This window comes from Yersinia aldovae 670-83 (assembly GCF_000834395.1).
Taxonomy (GTDB): Bacteria; Pseudomonadota; Gammaproteobacteria; order Enterobacterales; family Enterobacteriaceae; genus Yersinia; species Yersinia aldovae.
Genome location: NZ_CP009781.1, coordinates 2,508,135 through 2,526,854 on the forward strand (window position 1 = coordinate 2,508,135; position 18,720 = coordinate 2,526,854).

Below are 18,720 nucleotides of genomic sequence, written 5' to 3' on the forward strand. Positions count from 1 at the left end.
ATTTACAGCCATATCACGGTCTAAGGCTTAGCCCGCTAAGAAGAATTTAAACGCCGGATTGTTAGTTTCATCATGACAATCGTAACCCAAGGCGGTCAGATGCTGTTCAAATTGCGGTTCAGAATCCGATAACTCAAACCCTGCCAGCACCCGACCAAAATCAGTGCCGTGGCTGCGATAATGGAACAAAGAGATATTCCAATGCGTGCCCAAAGTGTGCAGGAATTTCAGCAATGCGCCCGGTGATTCTGGGAATTCAAAACTGAATAAGCGCTCACGCAGCGGCTTGGAAGGACGCCCACCCACCATATAACGCACATGCAGCTTGGCCATTTCATCATCAGATAAATCTACCACCTGATAACCTTTATCCTGTAGCTCGGACAGGATCTCCGCCCGTTCAGCATAACCGCGCGTTAAACGCACCCCAACGAAAATACAGGCATTATCGGCATCAGCATATCGGTAGTTAAACTCGGTGACCGAGCGGCCCCCCAGTAATTCACAAAATCGCAGGAAGCTGCCTTTTTGCTCAGGGATAGTCACGGCCAGCAAGGCTTCGCGCTGCTCGCCTAACTCGCAACGCTCTGATACATAACGTAATCCGTGGAAGTTGACGTTAGCACCCGAAAGCACATGGGCCAGACGTTCGCCCTTGATATTATGCTGCTGGACATATTTTTTCAGCCCCGCCAGCGCCAAAGCACCTGATGGCTCAGCAATAGCGCGTACATCTTCAAATAAGTCTTTGACTGCCGCACAGATAGCGTCACTGTCGACGGTGATCACCTCGTCCAGATACTCCTGACACAGGCGGAACGGCTCGTCACCAATACGCTTAACCGCAACACCTTCAGCGAACAGCCCAACACGGGCCAGATCGACGGGTTGCCCTGCATCCAATGCGGCACGTAAGCACGCTGAATCCTCGGCTTCAACCCCAATCACTTTAATCTGCGGCATTAGCTGTTTAATCAGTACCGCCACACCGGCCACCAGCCCGCCGCCACCGACCGGAACAAACACCCGGTCAAGATGCGCGTCTTGCTGAAGAAGCTCCATCGCCAGCGTCCCCTGCCCGGCGATAACGGCCGGATGGTCGAATGGCGGCACAAAGGTGTAACCATGCAACTGAGACAATTCGATAGCTTTGCCTTTGGCTTCGTCGAAATTGGCACCGAACAACAGCACCTCACCGCCAAAACCGCGCACCGCGTCCACTTTGATGTCAGCGGTTGCCACCGGCATCACGATCAGCGCCTTGATCCTCAACTTGCTGGCGGAGAGCGCCACCCCCTGCGCATGGTTACCGGCAGAAGCGGTAATCACGCCACAGGCTTTCTGCTCTTCTGTCAGGCCAGCCAGCATCGCGTAAGCGCCACGCAGTTTAAAACTGTGCACCGGCTGCCGGTCTTCACGTTTCACCAAAATGGTGTTACCCAAGCGGGCGGAAATTTTTTCCATCACTTGCAGCGGGGTGACTTGCGCCACCTCATATACCGGCGCGCGTAATATCGCCCGCAGATATTCGGCCCCACAAGGGGCAGCAGATAAGGGTTGTGATACCGCCATGAGAATTAGCCTCCCAGCTTACTTTTGTCGCGCACCGCACCTTTATCGGCACTGGTTGCCAGTAAAGCATAAGCACGTAGCGCATAAGAGACCTGACGTTCGCGAGCTTTAGGCGACCAGGCAGCATCGCCACGAGCCTCTTCTGCATCACGGCGGGCAGTCAACTCAGACTCACTCACATCCAATACAATGCCGCGATTTGGAATATCGATATCGATAAAATCGCCATCTTGTACCAAGCCAATCAGACCACCACTGGCCGCTTCCGGCGAGACATGGCCAATCGACAACCCAGACGTTCCGCCGGAGAAACGGCCATCAGTCAGCAAGGCACAGCTCTTGCCCAATCCCATCGATTTTAAATAGGTGGTTGGATAGAGCATTTCCTGCATCCCCGGCCCGCCTTTCGGCCCTTCGTAACGAATAACCACCACGTCGCCCGCCACCACTTGGCCACCAAGAATCGCGGCTACTGCATCATCTTGGCTCTCATAGACTTTTGCCGGGCCACGGAAGGTCAGGCTCTCTTTGTCCACACCTGCCGTTTTAACGATGCAACCATTTGCAGCAATATTGCCGTACAGCACGGCTAAGCCGCCGTCTTGACTATAAGCATGTTCGCGAGTGCGGATACACCCCTCTTCACGGTCAGTATCCAGCGATGGAAAACGGCAATCCTGCGAGAAGGCTTTAGTGGTACGAATACCCGCCGGACCTGCGGCATACATCTGCTTGACGCCTTCATCGCGGGTCAGCATCACATCATAGGCTGCCAGCGTTTGTGTCAGATTCAGCCCCAACACGTTGCGCACTTCGCGGTTAAGCAAGTCGGCCCTGTCCAGTTCGCCTAAAATCCCCATCACGCCACCCGCGCGGTGCACGTCTTCCATATGGTATTTCTGCGTGCTCGGTGCCACTTTGCACAAATGAGGCACCTGACGCGATAAACGGTCGATATCGCTAATATCGAAATCAATATCACCTTCTTGCGCCGCAGCCAGTAAGTGCAACACCGTGTTAGTCGAGCCGCCCATCGCAATATCCAGCGTCATGGCGTTTTCAAATGCGGCTTTGTTGGCAATGCTGCGCGGCAAGGCGCTGACATCATCCTGTTCGTAATAACGTTTGGTCAACGCCACAATATGCTTACCGGCATCGAGGAACAGTTGCTTACGGTCAGCATGGGTCGCCAACAGTGAACCGTTACCCGGCAACGCCAGTCCCAGCGCTTCATTCAGGCAGTTCATCGAGTTGGCAGTAAACATCCCGGAACAGGAACCGCAGGTTGGGCAGGCAGAACGTTCAATCTGATCACTGTCGGCATCGCTGACATTAGGATTTGCACCCTGAATCATGGCATCAACCAAATCCAGCTTGATGATTTTATCGGATAATTTGGTTTTACCGGCCTCCATCGGGCCGCCGGACACAAAGATAACCGGAATATTCAGGCGCAGAGACGCCATCAACATCCCTGGGGTAATTTTGTCGCAGTTAGAGATACAGACCATCGCATCCGCGCAATGGGCATTAACCATGTACTCAACCGAGTCGGCAATTAATTCACGCGAAGGCAGTGAATAGAGCATACCGCCGTGGCCCATCGCGATCCCATCATCCACCGCAATAGTGTTGAACTCTTTCGCCACACCGCCAGAGGCTTCAATTTGCTCTGCAACCAGCTTGCCTAAATCGCGCAAATGAACGTGGCCCGGAACAAACTGGGTAAATGAGTTAACTACTGCAATAATCGGTTTGCCGAAGTCATCATCGGTCATACCGGTTGCGCGCCACAACGCGCGGGCACCAGCCATATTGCGGCCATGAGTGGTGGTATGGGAACGGTACTTAGGCATTGTCTCTTCACTCCAATGTATTCTGTGTTGCAGGTGGCGAACGAACCACCTGCTGATTCTGTCTGTCAGTTTTTATTTATTATTGATTGATTGGGTCCAACCAACCGTACTTATCTTCAGTTGCACCGGTGAACAAGCCAAAGAACGCTTGTTGAATTTTGGTCGTGACTGGGCCACGTTTACCAATACCCACCTGAATGCCATCAACGCTGCGTACCGGGGTAATTTCTGCCGCAGTACCGGACATAAACACTTCATCGGCCAAATAGAGAGATTCACGCGATAGCACCTGCTCACGCACTTCCAGGCCCATATCTTTCGCCAGTTTAATAATTGCATCGCGGGTAATACCCGGCAAAGCAGAAGAGGTAAACGGCGGCGTGAACAGAATGCCATCTTTGACTTCGAACAGGTTCTCACCGGCCCCTTCAGACAAGAAACCATGAATATCCAGTGCAATCCCTTCCTGATAACCGTGACGGCGTGCTTCACTGCCCACCAGCAAGGAAGAGAGATAGTTACCACCGGCTTTAGCCGCTGTTGGAATGGTGTTGGGTGCCACACGGTTCCATGAAGAAACCATCGCATCAATACCTTGCTCCAGTGCTTCAGCCCCCAGATAAGCCCCCCACGGGAACGCCGCGATAATCACGTCAGTTTTATAGCCATCTGGCGGGTTCACACCCATACCGACATCACCGATAAACACTAGCGGGCGGATATAAGCGCTGGTCAGATTGTTTTTGCGCAGCGTTGCGCGGCAAGCTTCCATCAGCTCATCAACGGACTGAGAAACTGGCATACGGTAAATTTTAGCGGAGTCGTGTAAACGCTGCATATGTTCGCGATGGCGGAAAACGACCGGCCCTTTGTGGGAGTCGTAGCAACGCACACCTTCGAAGACTGACGTGCCGTAGTGTAACGCGTGAGACATCACATGAACTTTCGCCTCTGCCCACGGAACCATTTCACCGTTAAACCAAATAAAATCAGCTTTCTTCGTCATTCTTTTCTTTCCTTGTGGCGCATCAGGCGCGTATCTGTAATGAATTAGGTTGTAAGATCTCGACGCAGGCGACATCCATAAGCTTACTCAGCTGAGAAGACAGTAAATCGACAGGTCGCCCGCTGGCAACGGTCAATTCAATATTAACATTTTCGTAGTCAATCATTGGCGACATATTCATAGCACAAACCTGAAAACCGCGGTGCCGCACAACCCGCAAAACACGCTCTAACATCTCAGGGCGGAAGCGGGCTTGGATAGAGATTTGATGTTGGATAGAGGGTTGATTTGGCATCATGAGATTTTCTCCAGCATGGTTTCATTGCCTGCGCCTGGCGGCACTAACGGCCAAACATTTTCGAGTTCATCGATGGAAACCTGGAGCAGATAAGGGCCTTTGCTGTTAAACAGCGCATCCAGGGCGGCATCGACTTGGTCTTTACGGGTAATACGTTGGCCGGGGATGTTAAAAGCACTGGCCAGTGTGATAAAATCGGGGTTATCAGAAAGATTGGTTTCGCTATAACGTCCATCAAAAAACAGTTGCTGCCACTGCCGAACCATACCCAATCGCTGGTTATCCAATAAAACGATTTTCAGCGGTAACTGTTTTCGTTTTATCGTGCCCAGCTCCTGAACATTCATCATAAACGAGCCATCACCAGAAACGCAGATAACCATGTCATTCGGGCGGGCCATTTGCGCGCCAACAGCAGCGGGGACGCCAAAACCCATGGTGCCCAAACCGCTAGAGGTGATGAAGTTCTCAGGGCGGGTAAAACTCATATGCTGCGCCGTCCACATCTGATGTTGACCGACATCGGTAGTCACTATGGTCTGCGGCGCTTTACGTTCGGAAATCTGCTTGAGTAATAACGGAGCATAAATTGCCTGACCGGGGTGATCATAACGCCAGCGATGCTGTTGTTTTAATGCCATAACCTCATCACGCCACGGCTGGATATTCAGTGGCTGCTGCAACGCAGGCAGCAATACATTCAAATCCCCCTGCAACGCGACATGCGCCTGACGCAATTTACTCAATTCAGCCGGATCGATATCCATATGGATAACTTTGGCTTTCGCGGCAAATGTATTCAGCTTACCGGTTACGCGGTCATCAAACCGTGCGCCAACGGCTATCAATAAATCACAATCCTGCACCGCAAAGTTGGCGGCTTTAGTGCCATGCATCCCCAGCATTCCCAGGTAAAACGGGTGATCCGTATCCGGTGCGCCCAAACCTTTCAAGGTAGCCACCGCAGGAATACCGGTCACCTCGATAAACTTGCGTAACGCCGGAACGGCCTGCGCCATACCAACCCCGCCACCGACATACAACATCGGTTTTTGCGCGGTTGCCAGCATCTCTTTGGCTTGCTGCAACTCGGCGGCGGAATCCACCAGATGCTCTTCAACGGGCATCAAGTGCGGGGTCAATTCTCCCACAGCCAACTGAATATCTTTTGGAATATCGATTAATACCGGCCCAGGGCGACCGCTGGTAGCGATAGCAAAGGCTTCTGCCATGATACCCGGCAGTGCATCTAATGATTCGACCAGAAAACTGTGTTTGGTACAGGCCAGAGAGAGACCCAAGACATCAATTTCCTGAAAAGCATCAGTGCCGATTAACGCGGAGCCGACCTGACCGGTGATGGCGATAACCGGTACAGAATCAAGTAAAGCATCAGCCAAACCAGTGATCAGATTGGTGGCTCCGGGGCCGGACGTGGCAATACATACCCCGACTTTACCGGTTGCCCGCGCATAGCCAATCGCAGCAATGGCAGCGCCTTGTTCGTGGCGACAGAGCAGATGCTCGACACCACCATCATACAAAGCATCGTAGACGGGCATGATCGCACCACCTGGGTAGCCGAATACCGTACTAACTCCCTGCGCACGCAACGCTTGAACTACCCACTGAGCACCATTCATAGTTATTTCCCCGACCTTTCCCGCAAGGAGCAGCATTTTATTCTGTTGTGCATTTTATGTTCCTCACGTCGTTTAACGTACCAATAAAAAAACCCCCGAACCTTTCGGTGCGGGGGTTTTCTTGAGATTAAGGCTTGATTTTTATGCCTTTATTCGTCCAAGTGCAGCCCCGCACGGTGGGATAATAATCACCACCACGCTAATTAGGACTAGGTTAATCACTTGGAAAATCGCTTTCATAATTAGGTTGTTCATCTGTCTAGTGTCGAACGAATACCTACAGAGTTATCACAGTTATCGGTTGTCTGACAATATTTATTTAAAAGATTATTTTGTAATCCCGCACACGAAACGCCACAAATATATTAATTATCAATCATTAAAACCCGCACTGGCAGTTTGCTTTTTTTGCAATCCCCTGCGCAACTTTCAATTGCACGGCATTTATTGCAGCGAAACTTCTCATGAACGCTCGCAATCTCATCATTCTTTTCTGCACTGAAAAGAGGCGTGAGGCACCCTGTTGCGGCTATCACCCACGGCCACCTCAACTGGCGGCAAGGACGCATCACGACAAAGGGAAGCATCATGTCATTGGCAATTATCCATACCCGCGCAACCTTGGGTATTCAGGCACCACCGGTTACGGTAGAAGTGCATATCAGTAACGGGTTACCAGGGCTGGTATTGGTTGGTTTACCCGAAACAACGGTTAAAGAAGCGCGTGACAGGGTTCGTAGTGCATTAATTAATAGCGGCTTTACCTTTCCAGCCAAACGAATCACCGTCAGTCTGGCACCGGCAGACTTACCCAAAGAAGGCGGGCGTTATGATCTCCCTATCGCGTTAGCGATATTGGCGGCCTCAGAACAGATCCCTGCCGATCAATTAGCGCAATATGAGTTCTTGGGTGAGTTAGCACTTTCAGGAGCACTAAGGCGGGTTTGCGGCGCAATTCCAGCGGCACTCGCCAGCAGCCAGGCCAAACGTCAGTTAATTCTCCCGTCCGCCAACAACCTGGAAATTGGCCTGATCCCACAAGGTGATAGCTGGGTCGCGGACCATCTGCTTGCCGTGTGTGGTTTCTTACAGGGTGAAAATACGCTCGCCCAAGGTCAGGTGCTAGCCCCCTCCCAATCATGGGATAACAGCCTTGACCTACAAGATATTATCGGCCAGTCACAAGCCAAGCGCGCGTTGGAAATTGCCGCGGCGGGGGGGCATAACTTATTGCTACTTGGGCCACCAGGTACCGGTAAAACCATGCTGGCCAATCGCTTAACCGGGTTATTACCTCCTTTGACAGATCAGGAGGCACTGGAGGCAGCCGCAATCAATGGCTTGCTACACAGTAACGAACGCCCCGCTCAATGGCGCTGTCGGGCCTTTCGTGCTCCACATCACAGCGCATCGATGGCCGCACTGGTGGGCGGTGGAACAATCCCTCGCCCTGGTGAGATATCTCTGGCACATAACGGTGTGCTATTTCTCGATGAACTGCCTGAATTTGAACGACGGGTATTAGATTCGCTGCGTGAACCGCTGGAGTCAGGCGAAATTATCATTTCCCGTGCCGCAGCTAAAGTTTGCTTCCCTGCTAAAGTACAACTTATTGCTGCTATGAATCCCAGCCCCAGTGGGCATTATCAGGGAGTTCATAACCGAACACCGCCACAACAGGTTCTGCGCTATCTGGCAAAACTGTCTGGGCCGTTTCTCGATAGATTTGATATATCAATAGAAGTCCCTTTACTGCCTGCTGGGATGCTGCGCGCGCAGAAAAACCTAGGGGAAAGTAGCGAAATCGTCAGGCAACGGGTATTACAGGCAAGAAGAACGCAATTAGAACGGGCGGGGAAGATCAATACACAGCTCGGTAGCCATGAAGTGACGGAATATTGTTATTTAGCACCTGCGGATGCGGCTTTTCTTGAACAGGTATTACTGACGTTAGGTCTGTCAGTACGAGCCTGGCATCATATTCTGAAAGTCGCACGGACCATTGCCGACCTTGCTCTGGAGAAAAACATTCAAAAAAATCACCTAGCGGAAGCACTAAGCTATCGTTGTATGGACCGCCTACTGGCGCAGTTACACAAAAACCTGATGTGAAATAGGAGGCAAAACCTCCTATTTTTAACCACTATTCGTACCCGGTCGTACCCGGAATCATTGAAGTTGCAGACAATAGAATCCCTCTGCAACTTCAAGTACGGCAGATATTAATCGTCACTGTCAGTATAATCTTCCACGGCATCCATCTGCGGTTTGCCGCCAGACAAGGTGTGGAAGCGCTTAGGCCGACGAGTGTGGGTCACATATTTGGACCACACCTTTTCCTCAGCACTGACCGGCTCACGTTCGCCGCGACAAACAGCAACAAATAGTTGCTCTTCTTCAGTAGCAGGTTCACGTTTACCTAAGTCGAGTTCGTTGAAGGCGTAGCCGTGGCGCTCTAGTAATTGCGCCTCTTTAATGGTGAAATCGCCGTGACGCGAGAACCCGCGAGGATAGTGTTTATTATCAAAAAAACGATTGGTCGTGATGAAGCTATCCGCCATCTGACACGCTCCTAATTCTCTCATGGTCGTGCTGTTTATGGCGCGGAGTATTAGATAGGCTTGACATCGTGTAAAACAAAACATTTAAATCTTAACGACAAAATAAATTGGAGATAGGTTTGGATACCGAATTACTGAAAACCTTTTTGGAGGTCAGTAGAACCCGCCACTTTGGGCGCGCAGCTGAATCTTTGTACTTAACACAGTCGGCGGTGAGTTTTCGTATCCGTCAATTGGAAAATCAGTTAGGTGCAAATTTATTCACTCGCCATCGCAATAATATTCGCCTAACACCTGCGGGTGAACGGTTGGTTCCCTACGCAGAATCGCTGATGAGTACCTGGCAGTTGGCAAAAAAAGAGGTTGCACACTCGCTACAGCACGCCGAGTTATCCATCGGTGCAACCGCATCGCTATGGGAGGCATATCTGACGCCGTGGTTACAACTACTCTATAAACAGCGTGAAGCATTGCGCCTTGAAGCACGAATAGCGCTCAGACAGTCACTGGTCAAGCAGTTGCACGAACGGCAACTGGATTTATTAATAACAACTGAACCACCGAAAATGGACGAACTGGCCAGCCAGCTACTGGGGCATTTTTCTCTACGGCTGTATTCGATGATTCCGCTTGATTCATCACAAGAAGTAACAGCGCCTGTTGCGCATAATAATGCAAATGAAGCGCCCTATATCAAACTTGAATGGGGTGCTGACTTCCATCAACAAGAAAATAGATTGCTCAACAGTGAACAAATGCCCGTATTAACCACCACCTCCGCACAGTTAACCCGACAACTGCTGGAAAGCACTGGCGGTTGCGCCTTCCTACCAGAACATTGGCAAAAAGAATATCCCCAGCTCATTATCAATGCTGACGTTCCACCTGTTGTACGACCACTGTATGCAGTTTGGTTACAAAACAGCGACCAGCAAACATTGATCCGGCAACTCTTAAAAACACCAATAAATAACACAACCCAAAGCGCTACACCGGATTAAGTGGCGGCGACTTAGGGTGTGCCCGACGATTTAGATAAAAAGCGCTCATCGCCTTCTGAATGGCAATAAAACTAAATAACAGAATACCAATGACAATCTTGGTCCACCATGAACTAAGCGTGCCATCAAAAGTGATATAACTCTGGATAAGCCCCTGAATCAGGACGCCAAATAGAGTACCAAAAACGGTGCCAATACCGCCGGTGAGCAACGTACCACCGATAACCACAGCAGCAATCGCATCCAGCTCAACACCACTGGCGGCTAAGGCATAACCGGCAGACGTGTAGAGAGAAAAAACAATTCCAGATAACGCGGCTAGCGTGCTCGACAGCATATAGATTTTTATCGTCGTTTGTCTGACCGGAACCCCCATCAAGCCGGCAGAAACGCTATTTCCCCCAATGGCATAGACGTTATGACCAAAACGTGTTCGATGAGCCAAGAGAATGCCAAATGCCACAACTATTAGCATGATAAAAGCTAATAAAGTGAACCGCCCCCCGCCGGGGACTTTCCAGGCGAAATTTGCCAACGTGGCATAAAGTGGATGATCAATGGGTATCGACTCTTCAGACACAATAAAACTCATGCCACGCACAAAAAACATCCCAGCCAGGGTGATGATAAATGCAGGGAGTTTCAGGGAATCAATAATCCAACCCATCAGAGCGCCAAACATCGCCCCCATAATCAATGCAATGGCAAAAGCATACATAGGATGAATGCCATAGGTTCCGATTAGCTTCGCCAGCAGCACGCCAGTAAACGCAATAACTGAACCGACAGATAAATCAATACCGCCGGATAAAATAACAAAGGTCATACCTACAGCAACAATGCCCAAAAAAGCATTATCTGTCAGTAAGTCACACCAAACACGAGAGGAAGAAAAACTGGGAAACTGACTGAGACAAAAGGCATATCCCAGAATAAAAACGGCGATAGTCATCAGCAAAGGAATATTACGCTTTAACATTATTTTCGCCTCCGGAAGATATGGCTCAATGAGATCATCGGTGACTGCACCACCAATACAGCTAACACCACAATGGCTTTAAGAACCAGATTGAATTCCGGTTGGTAGCCAGAAAGCAAAATCCCAGTATTCATACCCTGAATAATCAAAGCACCAATCACTGAAAGCAAAAGATTAAAACGCCCACCCATCAAGGATGCACCGCCAATGACCACCGCCAAAATAGCATCCAACTCCAACCATAAACCGGCATTATTAGCATCTGCACCACGGATATCGGCGGTCACGATAATGCCCGCAACTGCCGCACAGACACCACAAATGACATATACCGATATCAGCACCAAACGGGTATTTACCCCCGCATTACGTGCTGAACGCAGGTTGATACCAACAGACTCAATAAACAACCCCAGTGCCGTTTTGCGCGTCAATAGCCACACAATAATCAGCATACTAAATGCGATGACCACAGACATTGGCATATACATCAAGGTGCTGCTGCCTAACTCTGCCAACCCTCCGCTATCAAATGTGACAATCTGGCCTTCGGTAATCAGTTGAGCTATACCTCGCCCTGCAACCATTAACATCAAGGTGGCAACAATCGGTTGAATTTGTAATACCGCGACCAAAAACCCATTCCATAAACCGCATAACGCACCGACAGCAAGTGCTGCGATCAATACCACCAATAAGGGATATCCTGCGCTGGTTAATGTGGCCGCAGTCGCACCGGCTATCGCCATCACCGCTCCAACTGATAAATCGATGCCTCCGGTTGCGATCACTAACGTCATTCCCAGTGCCAATAACGCAACGGGAGCACCCCAGTTTAAGATATCAATCACACTGCCAAACAGCCGACCATCCTGAATATGAATTGAAAAAAAGTGTGGTGCGACCAAACTATCAATCAATAAAATGACCGCCAGAGCACCAAATTGAGTAGCACCGCTCGGCAAGACCCATTTAACTTTACGCGGCCTTTGCGGCATAGATAGGCTCCTGTTTCCCATGAGGTAACTCCTTATTGCACCGCGATCGCCTGCATAATGGCAGGAACAGAAATCTCATCGTGACCGAGTTGTGCAATATGGCGACGATCTCGCAAAACAATGACGCGATCGGCGTAACCTGCCAATTCCTCTAATTCGGAAGAGATAATGAGCAGTGCTAATCCTTCATCACATAACTTTTCAATTAACCGAATGATTTCAGCATGAGCCCCCACATCAATGCCCCGAGTCGGTTCATCTAAAATCAGAAAGCGAGGTTTTGTGGCCAACCAGCGGGCTAACAAAACTTTTTGCTGGTTTCCGCCGGAGAGGTACTGAATTTGCTGTTCAGGGCCAGGAGTTCGAATACCCAATTGCTGGATAAAATCCTCTGCAATTTGGGTTTGTTCACGTATAGAAATTGGCCTCAACCACCCGCGTTGAGCCTGTAGGGCCAAAATAATGTTTTCTCGTACCGTCGCGGCCCCCACAATGCCGTCAGTTTTACGATCTTCCGGGCAATAGCCAAAACCATATTTCGACGCTTTCCGTGGCGTTCTAATCTTAACCGGTTTGCCCTGAATTTTGGCTTCGCCAGTATCAGGTGTGGTGACACCAAAAATTAACTGCGCTGTTTCCGTGCGACCCGAGCCTAATAGCCCGGCCAGACCGACAATTTCTCCGGGAGAAACAGATAAATCGAAGTTCTCTACCACTCCTCGCCGACTATAGTTTTTGAATTCAACTAATGGGTTACTTACCGCAATATTATGTTCACCACGTTTTAATAATTGTTCGTCAAAGCTATGGCCTAGCATCATCTGAACCAATTCAATGCGGGGGAGTTCTGTAGTGTTTTTTGTGCCGACGAGCTTGCCATTACGCAAAACGGTAATACGATCGCTGATCCGATAAACCTGATCGAGGAAATGTGTCACGAAAACCATACCAATACCTTGATCACGCAGCTGTCGCAAAATATCCAATAACATACTGACTTCTTTAGCATCCAAACTTGCCGTCGGCTCATCCAGAATCAATACCTTAGCAGATAGATCAACTGCCCGAGCAATCGCGACAATCTGTTGTATTGCAATAGAGAAATCAGCCAAAGGCCGCTGAACATCCAACTCCAGGCCATAGCCTTTCAGTAATTTTGTTGCTTGTTGATTCATCGTGCGATGATCAATTAATCCCCAACGCAATGGTTCACGGCCTATAAAGAGATTTGCTGCAATAGAGATATTAGGGAGTAAATTGACCTCTTGATAAACTGTACCAATACCCATTTTTTGGGCATCTGCTGTATCAATAGGACAAATGGCTACACCATCTAAATAGACTTCGCCGGTGGCCCGCTTATAGACCCCGGTTAATGCTTTAATTAACGTCGATTTTCCTGCACCATTCTCGCCCAGCAAAGCCACTACTTCACCGCGTTGCAAAGAGAAATCAACAGAATCCAATGCTTTAACACCAGGAAATTCAACTGACAAGCCACGGACTTCTAGCAGTGTTTCCATCAGATGTACCCATGTTCAAAAACGACTCAGATATTGCCTAAATACAGGTGACGAAAGCAGGCGGGACAAATCCCGCCTTTTAAATCAATAACCCAAGCTCTTCTTGGATTCATATTCCTGCTTAGCGGTATCGGGCTGTAATAAACGTGATTCTGTCTGGATAAACTTAGGTGGCTGAGTGCCGTCCTTCTTCAATGCAATTAATGCATCAAAAGCTGGGCCGGCCATATTCGGTGTTAATTCAACGGTGGCATTAGCTTCACCACTGCTCATTGCTTTGAAAATATCTGGCACACCATCGATAGAAACAATTTTGATTTCGGAGCCAGGCTTCAGGCCCGCTTCTTTAATAGCTTGAATGGCACCAATGGCCATATCATCGTTATGTGCATAAACAGCACAGATATTTTTGCCGTTTTGCTCTGCTTTGATAAAGCTCTCCATAACCTCTTTGCCTTTACTGCGTGTGAAATCCCCTGATTGAGAACGAATTATTTTCACATTAGGCGCAAAGGCAATTCCATCAGCAAAACCTTTTTTGCGGTTAATGGCCACACTGGAACCGACAGTGCCTTGGAGTTCAACCACATTACAGGGTTTGCCTGCTACATCTTTCAGCAGCCATTCACCTGCAACTCTACCTTCATATACGCTGTCCGAAGCCACTGCTGCGGTATATAAAGAGGGATCATTCACTTCAATCATACGGTCAAGCAGGAATACCGGGGTTTGGGCTTCTTTTGCTTCCTGTAAAACCGGTGTCCAACCGGTAGCAACCACCGGGGCGATAAAGATGGCATCAACACCTTGGGCGATAAACGATCTTACTGCTTTGATTTGGTTTTCTTGTTTTTGCTGAGCATCCGCGATTTTTAATGTTATTCCGCGTTTCTCCGCTTCTTGCTTAGAAACTTTGGTTTCCGCAGAACGCCAACCGGACTCGGAACCTATTTGAGAAAAACCTACAACTAATGGAGCTGCTTGGACTGCACTACACATTGCTGCTGTCACAGCAGCCGCTAACAGTAAACGCCTGTACATATTTATCTCCTCACTTGCCATCGTCGAGCCGCTGACTCATTACTATTCTAAAGAACAGTTAATATGATCATTCAGGACATTGATTGCGCTGAATTTCGGCCAATTTGCAGAGAATGTTATTCTCAAAATATATGATGTTTTTTAAGGTGAGCTTCCTGATAGCTAAAAGGCTAATTAGTTTTAGTACATTTCGTGAAAGTAATAATGAGCAACGTCACACCATAGAATAACAATCATTTTGTACATAAATTCAGCTAAATAGACATGGATTGGGAACGTTACCCTTATATGAGGCAGTTGGATCTTAATAAAAAACATGACTAATAAGAGTTGTTAGTGGAGTAATGGTCATTTGTGAGTTGACAGGATAAATGGGGATTTATGATGTGAACAATTTGAATAGATGTTAGCTAAACGGGGAATAATACGTAAAAAGAGGCAGACGAACTGTATGAAAATAGAACTAAATAGTTACTTTTGACATAAAAAAACCCTTCGCTTTCACGAAGGGCTATTTATATGGCAGGGGCGGAGAGATTCGAACTCGCGACACCCGGTTTTGGAGACCGGTGCTCTACCAACTGAGCTACGCCCCTAAATAATGCTTAACATTATGCCTGCTAAGATAAGCAGGCATAATTTAAATAAGTGGCGGAACGGACGGGGCTCGAACCCGCGACCCCCTGCGTGACAGGCAGGTATTCTAACCAACTGAACTACCGCTCCACCGATTCTTTTACGTTTATCTTCCTGATACTTATCCTTTACAGGACCAGCGCTCCTCGCTGTGCAAAACCGCTCGTGGCGATTTTGTCTGTTTACCAGATGTCACTCTGATAACGCGTGTTTGATGCCTGGCAGTGTCCTACTCTCGCATGGGGAGACCCCACACTACCATCGGCGCTACGGCGTTTCACTTCTGAGTTCGGCATGGGTTCAGGTGGTGCCACCGTGCTATGGCCGCCAGGCAAATTCTGTTTCAATTAACTCGCTCGGTATTTCTACCCAGCCAGCCAATCCAATCTCGGAACTTCGCTGAAAATATCTCTCTCAAACACAAAACACCTTTGGTGTTGTAAGGTTAAGCCTCACGGATCATTAGTACTGGTTAGCTCAATGCATCGCTGCACTTACACACCCAGCCTATCAACGTCATAGTCTTTAACGTTCCTTCAGGGGGCTTAAAGCCCCAGGGAAGACTCATCTCGAGGCAAGTTTCCCGCTTAGATGCTTTCAGCGGTTATCTCTTCCGAATTTAGCTACCGGGCAATGCCATTGGCATGACAACCCGAACACCAGTGATTCGTCCACTCCGGTCCTCTCGTACTAGGAGCAGCCCCTCTCAATCTTCCAACGCCCACGGCAGATAGGGACCGAACTGTCTCACGACGTTCTAAACCCAGCTCGCGTACCACTTTAAATGGCGAACAGCCATACCCTTGGGACCTACTTCAGCCCCAGGATGTGATGAGCCGACATCGAGGTGCCAAACACCGCCGTCGATATGAACTCTTGGGCGGTATCAGCCTGTTATCCCCGGAGTACCTTTTATCCGTTGAGCGATGGCCCTTCCATTCAGAACCACCGGATCACTAAGACCTACTTTCGTACCTGCTCGAGCCGTCACTCTCGCAGTCAAGCTAGCTTATGCCTTTGCACTAACCTCACGATGTCCGACCGTGATTAGCTAACCTTCGTGCTCCTCCGTTACTCTTTGGGAGGAGACCGCCCCAGTCAAACTACCCACCAGACACTGTCCTCACCCCGGATCACGGGGCCGAGTTAGAACATCAAACATTAAAGGGTGGTATTTCAAGGTTGGCTCCATGCAGACTGGCGTCCACACTTCAATGCCTCCCACCTATCCTACACATCAAGGCTCAATGTTCAGTGTCAAGCTATAGTAAAGGTTCACGGGGTCTTTCCGTCTTGCCGCGGGTACACTGCATCTTCACAGCGAGTTCAATTTCACTGAGTCTCGGGTGGAGACAGCCTGGCCATCATTACGCCATTCGTGCAGGTCGGAACTTACCCGACAAGGAATTTCGCTACCTTAGGACCGTTATAGTTACGGCCGCCGTTTACTGGGGCTTCGATCAAGAGCTTCGCCTTGCGGCTGACCCCATCAATTAACCTTCCAGCACCGGGCAGGCGTCACACCGTATACGTCCACTTTCGTGTTTGCACAGTGCTGTGTTTTTATTAAACAGTTGCAGCCAGCTGGTATCTGCGACTGGCTTCGGCGCCGGGAGCAAGTCCCATTACCTAACGCCAGCGTGCCTTCTCCCGAAGTTACGGCACCATTTTGCCTAGTTCCTTCACCCGAGTTCTCTCAAGCGCCTGAGTATTCTCTACCTGACCACCTGTGTCGGTTTGGGGTACGATTTAATGTTACCTGATGCTTAGAGGCTTTTCCTGGAAGCTTGGCATCAACTACTTCATCACCGTAGTGACTCGTCATCACACCTCAGCGTTGATAAGCAACCGGATTTACCAAGTCGCTCCGCCTACATGCTTAAACCGGGACAACCGTCGCCCGGCTAGCCTAGCCTTCTCCGTCCCCCCTTCGCAGTAACACCAAGTACAGGAATATTAACCTGTTTCCCATCGACTACGCCTTTCGGCCTCGCCTTAGGGGTCGACTCACCCTGCCCCGATTAACGTTGGACAGGAACCCTTGGTCTTCCGGCGTGCGGGTTTTTCACCCGCATTATCGTTACTTATGTCAGCATTCGCACTTCTGATACCTCCAGCAACCCTCACAGGTCACCTTCAACGGCTTACAGAACGCTCCCCTACCCAACAACGCCTAAGCGTCGCTGCCGCAGCTTCGGTGCATGGTTTAGCCCCGTTACATCTTCCGCGCAGGCCGACTCGACCAGTGAGCTATTACGCTTTCTTTAAATGATGGCTGCTTCTAAGCCAACATCCTGGCTGTCTGTGCCTTCCCACATCGTTTCCCACTTAACCATGACTTTGGGACCTTAGCTGGCGGTCTGGGTTGTTTCCCTCTTCACGACGGACGTTAGCACCCGCCGTGTGTCTCCCGTGATAACATTCTTCGGTATTCGGAGTTTGCATCGGTTTGGTAAGTCGGGATGACCCCCTAGCCGAAACAGTGCTCTACCCCCGAAGATGAGTTCACGAGGCGCTACCTAAATAGCTTTCGGGGAGAACCAGCTATCTCCCGGTTTGATTGGCCTTTCACCCCCAGCCACAAGTCATCCGCTAATTTTTCAACATTAGTCGGTTCGGTCCTCCAGTTAGTGTTACCCAACCTTCAACCTGCCCATGGCTAGATCACCGGGTTTCGGGTCTATACCTTGCAACTAGACGCCCAGTTAAGACTCGGTTTCCCTACGGCTCCCCTATTCGGTTAACCTTGCTACAAAATATAAGTCGCTGACCCATTATACAAAAGGTACGCAGTCACCCAACTAGTAGGCTCCCACTGCTTGTACGTACACGGTTTCAGGTTCTATTTCACTCCCCTCGCCGGGGTTCTTTTCGCCTTTCCCTCACGGTACTGGTTCACTATCGGTCAGTCAGGAGTATTTAGCCTTGGAGGATGGTCCCCCCATATTCAGACAGGATGTCACGTGTCCCGCCCTACTCATCGAGTTCACAGAATGCGTGTTTTGGTGTACGGGACTATCACCCTGTACCGTGCGACTTTCCAGACGCTTCCACTAACACACAAACTGATTCAGACTCTGGGCTCTTCCCCGTTCGCTCGCCGCTACTGGGGGAATCTCGGTTGATTTCTTTTCCTCGGGGTACTTAGATGTTTCAGTTCCCCCGGTTCGCCTTGCATGGCTATGTATTCACCATGCAATAGTGCAACGAATTGCACTGGGTTTCCCCATTCGGGTATCGTCGGTTATAACGGTTCATATCACCTTACCGACGCTTTTCGCAGATTAGCACGCCCTTCATCGCCTCTGACTGCCTAGGCATCCACCGTGTACGCTTAGTCGCTTAACCTCACAACCCAAAGGTGTTTTTCGTTATTGGTGTGGCTGTGAACACACTCTGCTATGTTGTGCAGTGCGCGCAATCCTCATGAACGTTAAGTTCACTCCGGTTGCTGTGCGCTGTACGCCTTGCTGAGTGTCTTCTCGCTCACACTGCAACAAGGATTAACCCATTGGCATTGCGATTATTTGAGAGACTCTAATACAGGGTAATCCTTATCTCAGTACATCTACGGAGAGATAAGTTTCAGCTGTATTGTTTCAATTT

The 18,720-nt window shown here is 49.5% G+C and carries 13 protein-coding genes, 2 tRNA genes and 2 rRNA genes; 2 read left to right on the forward strand and 15 right to left on the reverse strand.

From position 1 onward, the window contains the following. Positions 1-27: 27 nt before the first annotated feature. The 6 genes from ilvA to ilvL all read right to left on the reverse strand — a co-directional run bounded on the left by ilvA (position 28) and on the right by ilvL (position 6,615). Entirely contained in the window at positions 28-1,572 is a 1,545-nt protein-coding gene (gene ilvA / locus AT01_RS11425) for a threonine ammonia-lyase, biosynthetic (RefSeq protein WP_042547237.1), read from the reverse strand. Between the two features lie 5 nt (positions 1,573-1,577). Next, the gene (gene ilvD, locus AT01_RS11430) at positions 1,578-3,428 is read right to left on the reverse strand and encodes a dihydroxy-acid dehydratase (RefSeq protein ID WP_042547238.1); all 1,851 of its coding nucleotides are present in this window, start codon (positions 3,426-3,428) and stop codon (positions 1,578-1,580) included. Positions 3,429-3,507: 79 nt separating this feature from the next. Next, complete coding sequence (locus AT01_RS11435; RefSeq protein WP_042547239.1) at positions 3,508-4,434, reverse strand: branched-chain amino acid transaminase; 927 nt, start codon at positions 4,432-4,434, stop codon at positions 3,508-3,510. 22 nt (positions 4,435-4,456) lie between these two features. Next, positions 4,457-4,729 (reverse strand): acetolactate synthase 2 small subunit, encoded by a 273-nt coding sequence (gene ilvM / locus AT01_RS11440; protein WP_042548600.1) that lies wholly within the window; start codon positions 4,727-4,729, stop codon positions 4,457-4,459. Then, positions 4,729-6,375, reverse strand: a complete 1,647-nt coding sequence (ilvG, locus tag AT01_RS11445) for an acetolactate synthase 2 catalytic subunit (protein ID WP_042547240.1) — start codon at positions 6,373-6,375, stop codon at positions 4,729-4,731. Before ilvG ends, ilvM begins: the two co-directional genes overlap by 1 nt. 141 nt (positions 6,376-6,516) lie before the next feature. Continuing rightward, entirely contained in the window at positions 6,517-6,615 is a 99-nt protein-coding gene (ilvL, locus tag AT01_RS20810) for an ilv operon leader peptide (protein WP_071777720.1), read from the reverse strand. Between the two features lie 348 nt (positions 6,616-6,963). On the opposite strand from ilvL, the gene AT01_RS11450 reads away from it, so the two are divergent. Beyond that, positions 6,964-8,487 carry a YifB family Mg chelatase-like AAA ATPase gene (locus AT01_RS11450; RefSeq protein WP_042547241.1) on the forward strand — a complete coding sequence of 508 codons (1,524 nt, stop codon included), beginning with the start codon at positions 6,964-6,966 and terminating at the stop codon, positions 8,485-8,487. A 110-nt stretch (positions 8,488-8,597) separates the two neighbouring features. On the opposite strand, the gene AT01_RS11455 is transcribed toward AT01_RS11450, so the two are convergent. Next, a complete protein-coding gene (locus AT01_RS11455) occupies positions 8,598-8,936 on the reverse strand; it encodes a DUF413 domain-containing protein (RefSeq protein ID WP_004704181.1) in 339 nt (112 codons plus the stop codon). Between the two features lie 119 nt (positions 8,937-9,055). Here AT01_RS11455 and hdfR point away from each other — a divergent pair, with 119 nt between their 5' ends. Next, complete coding sequence (hdfR, locus tag AT01_RS11460) at positions 9,056-9,937, forward strand: HTH-type transcriptional regulator HdfR (protein ID WP_042547242.1); 882 nt, start codon at positions 9,056-9,058, stop codon at positions 9,935-9,937. Here the strand turns inward: hdfR and yjfF are convergent. The 8 genes from yjfF to AT01_RS11500 form a co-directional block, all read right to left on the reverse strand. After that, positions 9,924-10,916, reverse strand: a complete 993-nt coding sequence (yjfF, locus tag AT01_RS11465) for a galactofuranose ABC transporter, permease protein YjfF (protein WP_042547243.1) — start codon at positions 10,914-10,916, stop codon at positions 9,924-9,926. The two genes, hdfR and yjfF, sit on opposite strands and share 14 nt — an antisense overlap. Next, complete coding sequence (gene ytfT / locus AT01_RS11470) at positions 10,916-11,914, reverse strand: galactofuranose ABC transporter, ATP-binding protein YtfT (RefSeq protein ID WP_042547244.1); 999 nt, start codon at positions 11,912-11,914, stop codon at positions 10,916-10,918. The genes yjfF and ytfT overlap by 1 nt, the downstream gene beginning before the upstream one ends. 32 nt (positions 11,915-11,946) lie before the next feature. Further along, positions 11,947-13,437: a galactofuranose ABC transporter, ATP-binding protein YtfR gene (gene ytfR / locus AT01_RS11475; RefSeq protein WP_042547245.1), complete on the reverse strand. Its 1,491-nt coding sequence runs from the start codon at positions 13,435-13,437 to the stop codon at positions 11,947-11,949. Between the two features lie 84 nt (positions 13,438-13,521). Further along, entirely contained in the window at positions 13,522-14,478 is a 957-nt protein-coding gene (gene ytfQ, locus AT01_RS11480; RefSeq protein ID WP_042547246.1) for a galactofuranose ABC transporter, galactofuranose-binding protein YtfQ, read from the reverse strand. A gap of 520 nt (positions 14,479-14,998) precedes the next feature. Further along, positions 14,999-15,074: transfer RNA gene (locus tag AT01_RS11485), tRNA-Trp, on the reverse strand. Positions 15,075-15,127: 53 nt separating this feature from the next. Continuing rightward, a tRNA-Asp gene (locus tag AT01_RS11490) sits at positions 15,128-15,204 on the reverse strand. A gap of 126 nt (positions 15,205-15,330) precedes the next feature. Then, positions 15,331-15,446, reverse strand: a 5S ribosomal RNA gene (gene rrf / locus AT01_RS11495). A 109-nt stretch (positions 15,447-15,555) separates the two neighbouring features. Then, positions 15,556-18,462, reverse strand: a 23S ribosomal RNA gene (locus AT01_RS11500). Positions 18,463-18,720: the final 258 nt, after the last annotated feature.

What these genes read in the sequence shown, in the direction of transcription:
- AT01_RS11435 (WP_042547239.1), bottom strand. Translation starts at nt 4,434, where the DNA reads ATGACGAAGAAAGCTGATTTTATTTGGTTTAACGGTGAAATGGTTCCG.
- ytfT (WP_042547244.1), bottom strand. Translation starts at nt 11,914, where the DNA reads ATGCCGCAAAGGCCGCGTAAAGTTAAATGGGTCTTGCCGAGCGGTGCT.
- AT01_RS11450 (WP_042547241.1), top strand. Translation starts at nt 6,964, where the DNA reads ATGTCATTGGCAATTATCCATACCCGCGCAACCTTGGGTATTCAGGCA.
- ilvM (WP_042548600.1), bottom strand. Translation starts at nt 4,729, where the DNA reads ATGCCAAATCAACCCTCTATCCAACATCAAATCTCTATCCAAGCCCGC.
- ytfR (WP_042547245.1), bottom strand. Translation starts at nt 13,437, where the DNA reads ATGGAAACACTGCTAGAAGTCCGTGGCTTGTCAGTTGAATTTCCTGGT.
- yjfF (WP_042547243.1), bottom strand. Translation starts at nt 10,916, where the DNA reads ATGTTAAAGCGTAATATTCCTTTGCTGATGACTATCGCCGTTTTTATT.
- ilvG (WP_042547240.1), bottom strand. Translation starts at nt 6,375, where the DNA reads ATGAATGGTGCTCAGTGGGTAGTTCAAGCGTTGCGTGCGCAGGGAGTT.
- ilvA (WP_042547237.1), bottom strand. Translation starts at nt 1,572, where the DNA reads ATGGCGGTATCACAACCCTTATCTGCTGCCCCTTGTGGGGCCGAATAT.
- AT01_RS11455 (WP_004704181.1), bottom strand. Translation starts at nt 8,936, where the DNA reads ATGGCGGATAGCTTCATCACGACCAATCGTTTTTTTGATAATAAACAC.
- ilvD (WP_042547238.1), bottom strand. Translation starts at nt 3,428, where the DNA reads ATGCCTAAGTACCGTTCCCATACCACCACTCATGGCCGCAATATGGCT.
- ytfQ (WP_042547246.1), bottom strand. Translation starts at nt 14,478, where the DNA reads ATGTACAGGCGTTTACTGTTAGCGGCTGCTGTGACAGCAGCAATGTGT.
- ilvL (WP_071777720.1), bottom strand. Translation starts at nt 6,615, where the DNA reads ATGAAAGCGATTTTCCAAGTGATTAACCTAGTCCTAATTAGCGTGGTG.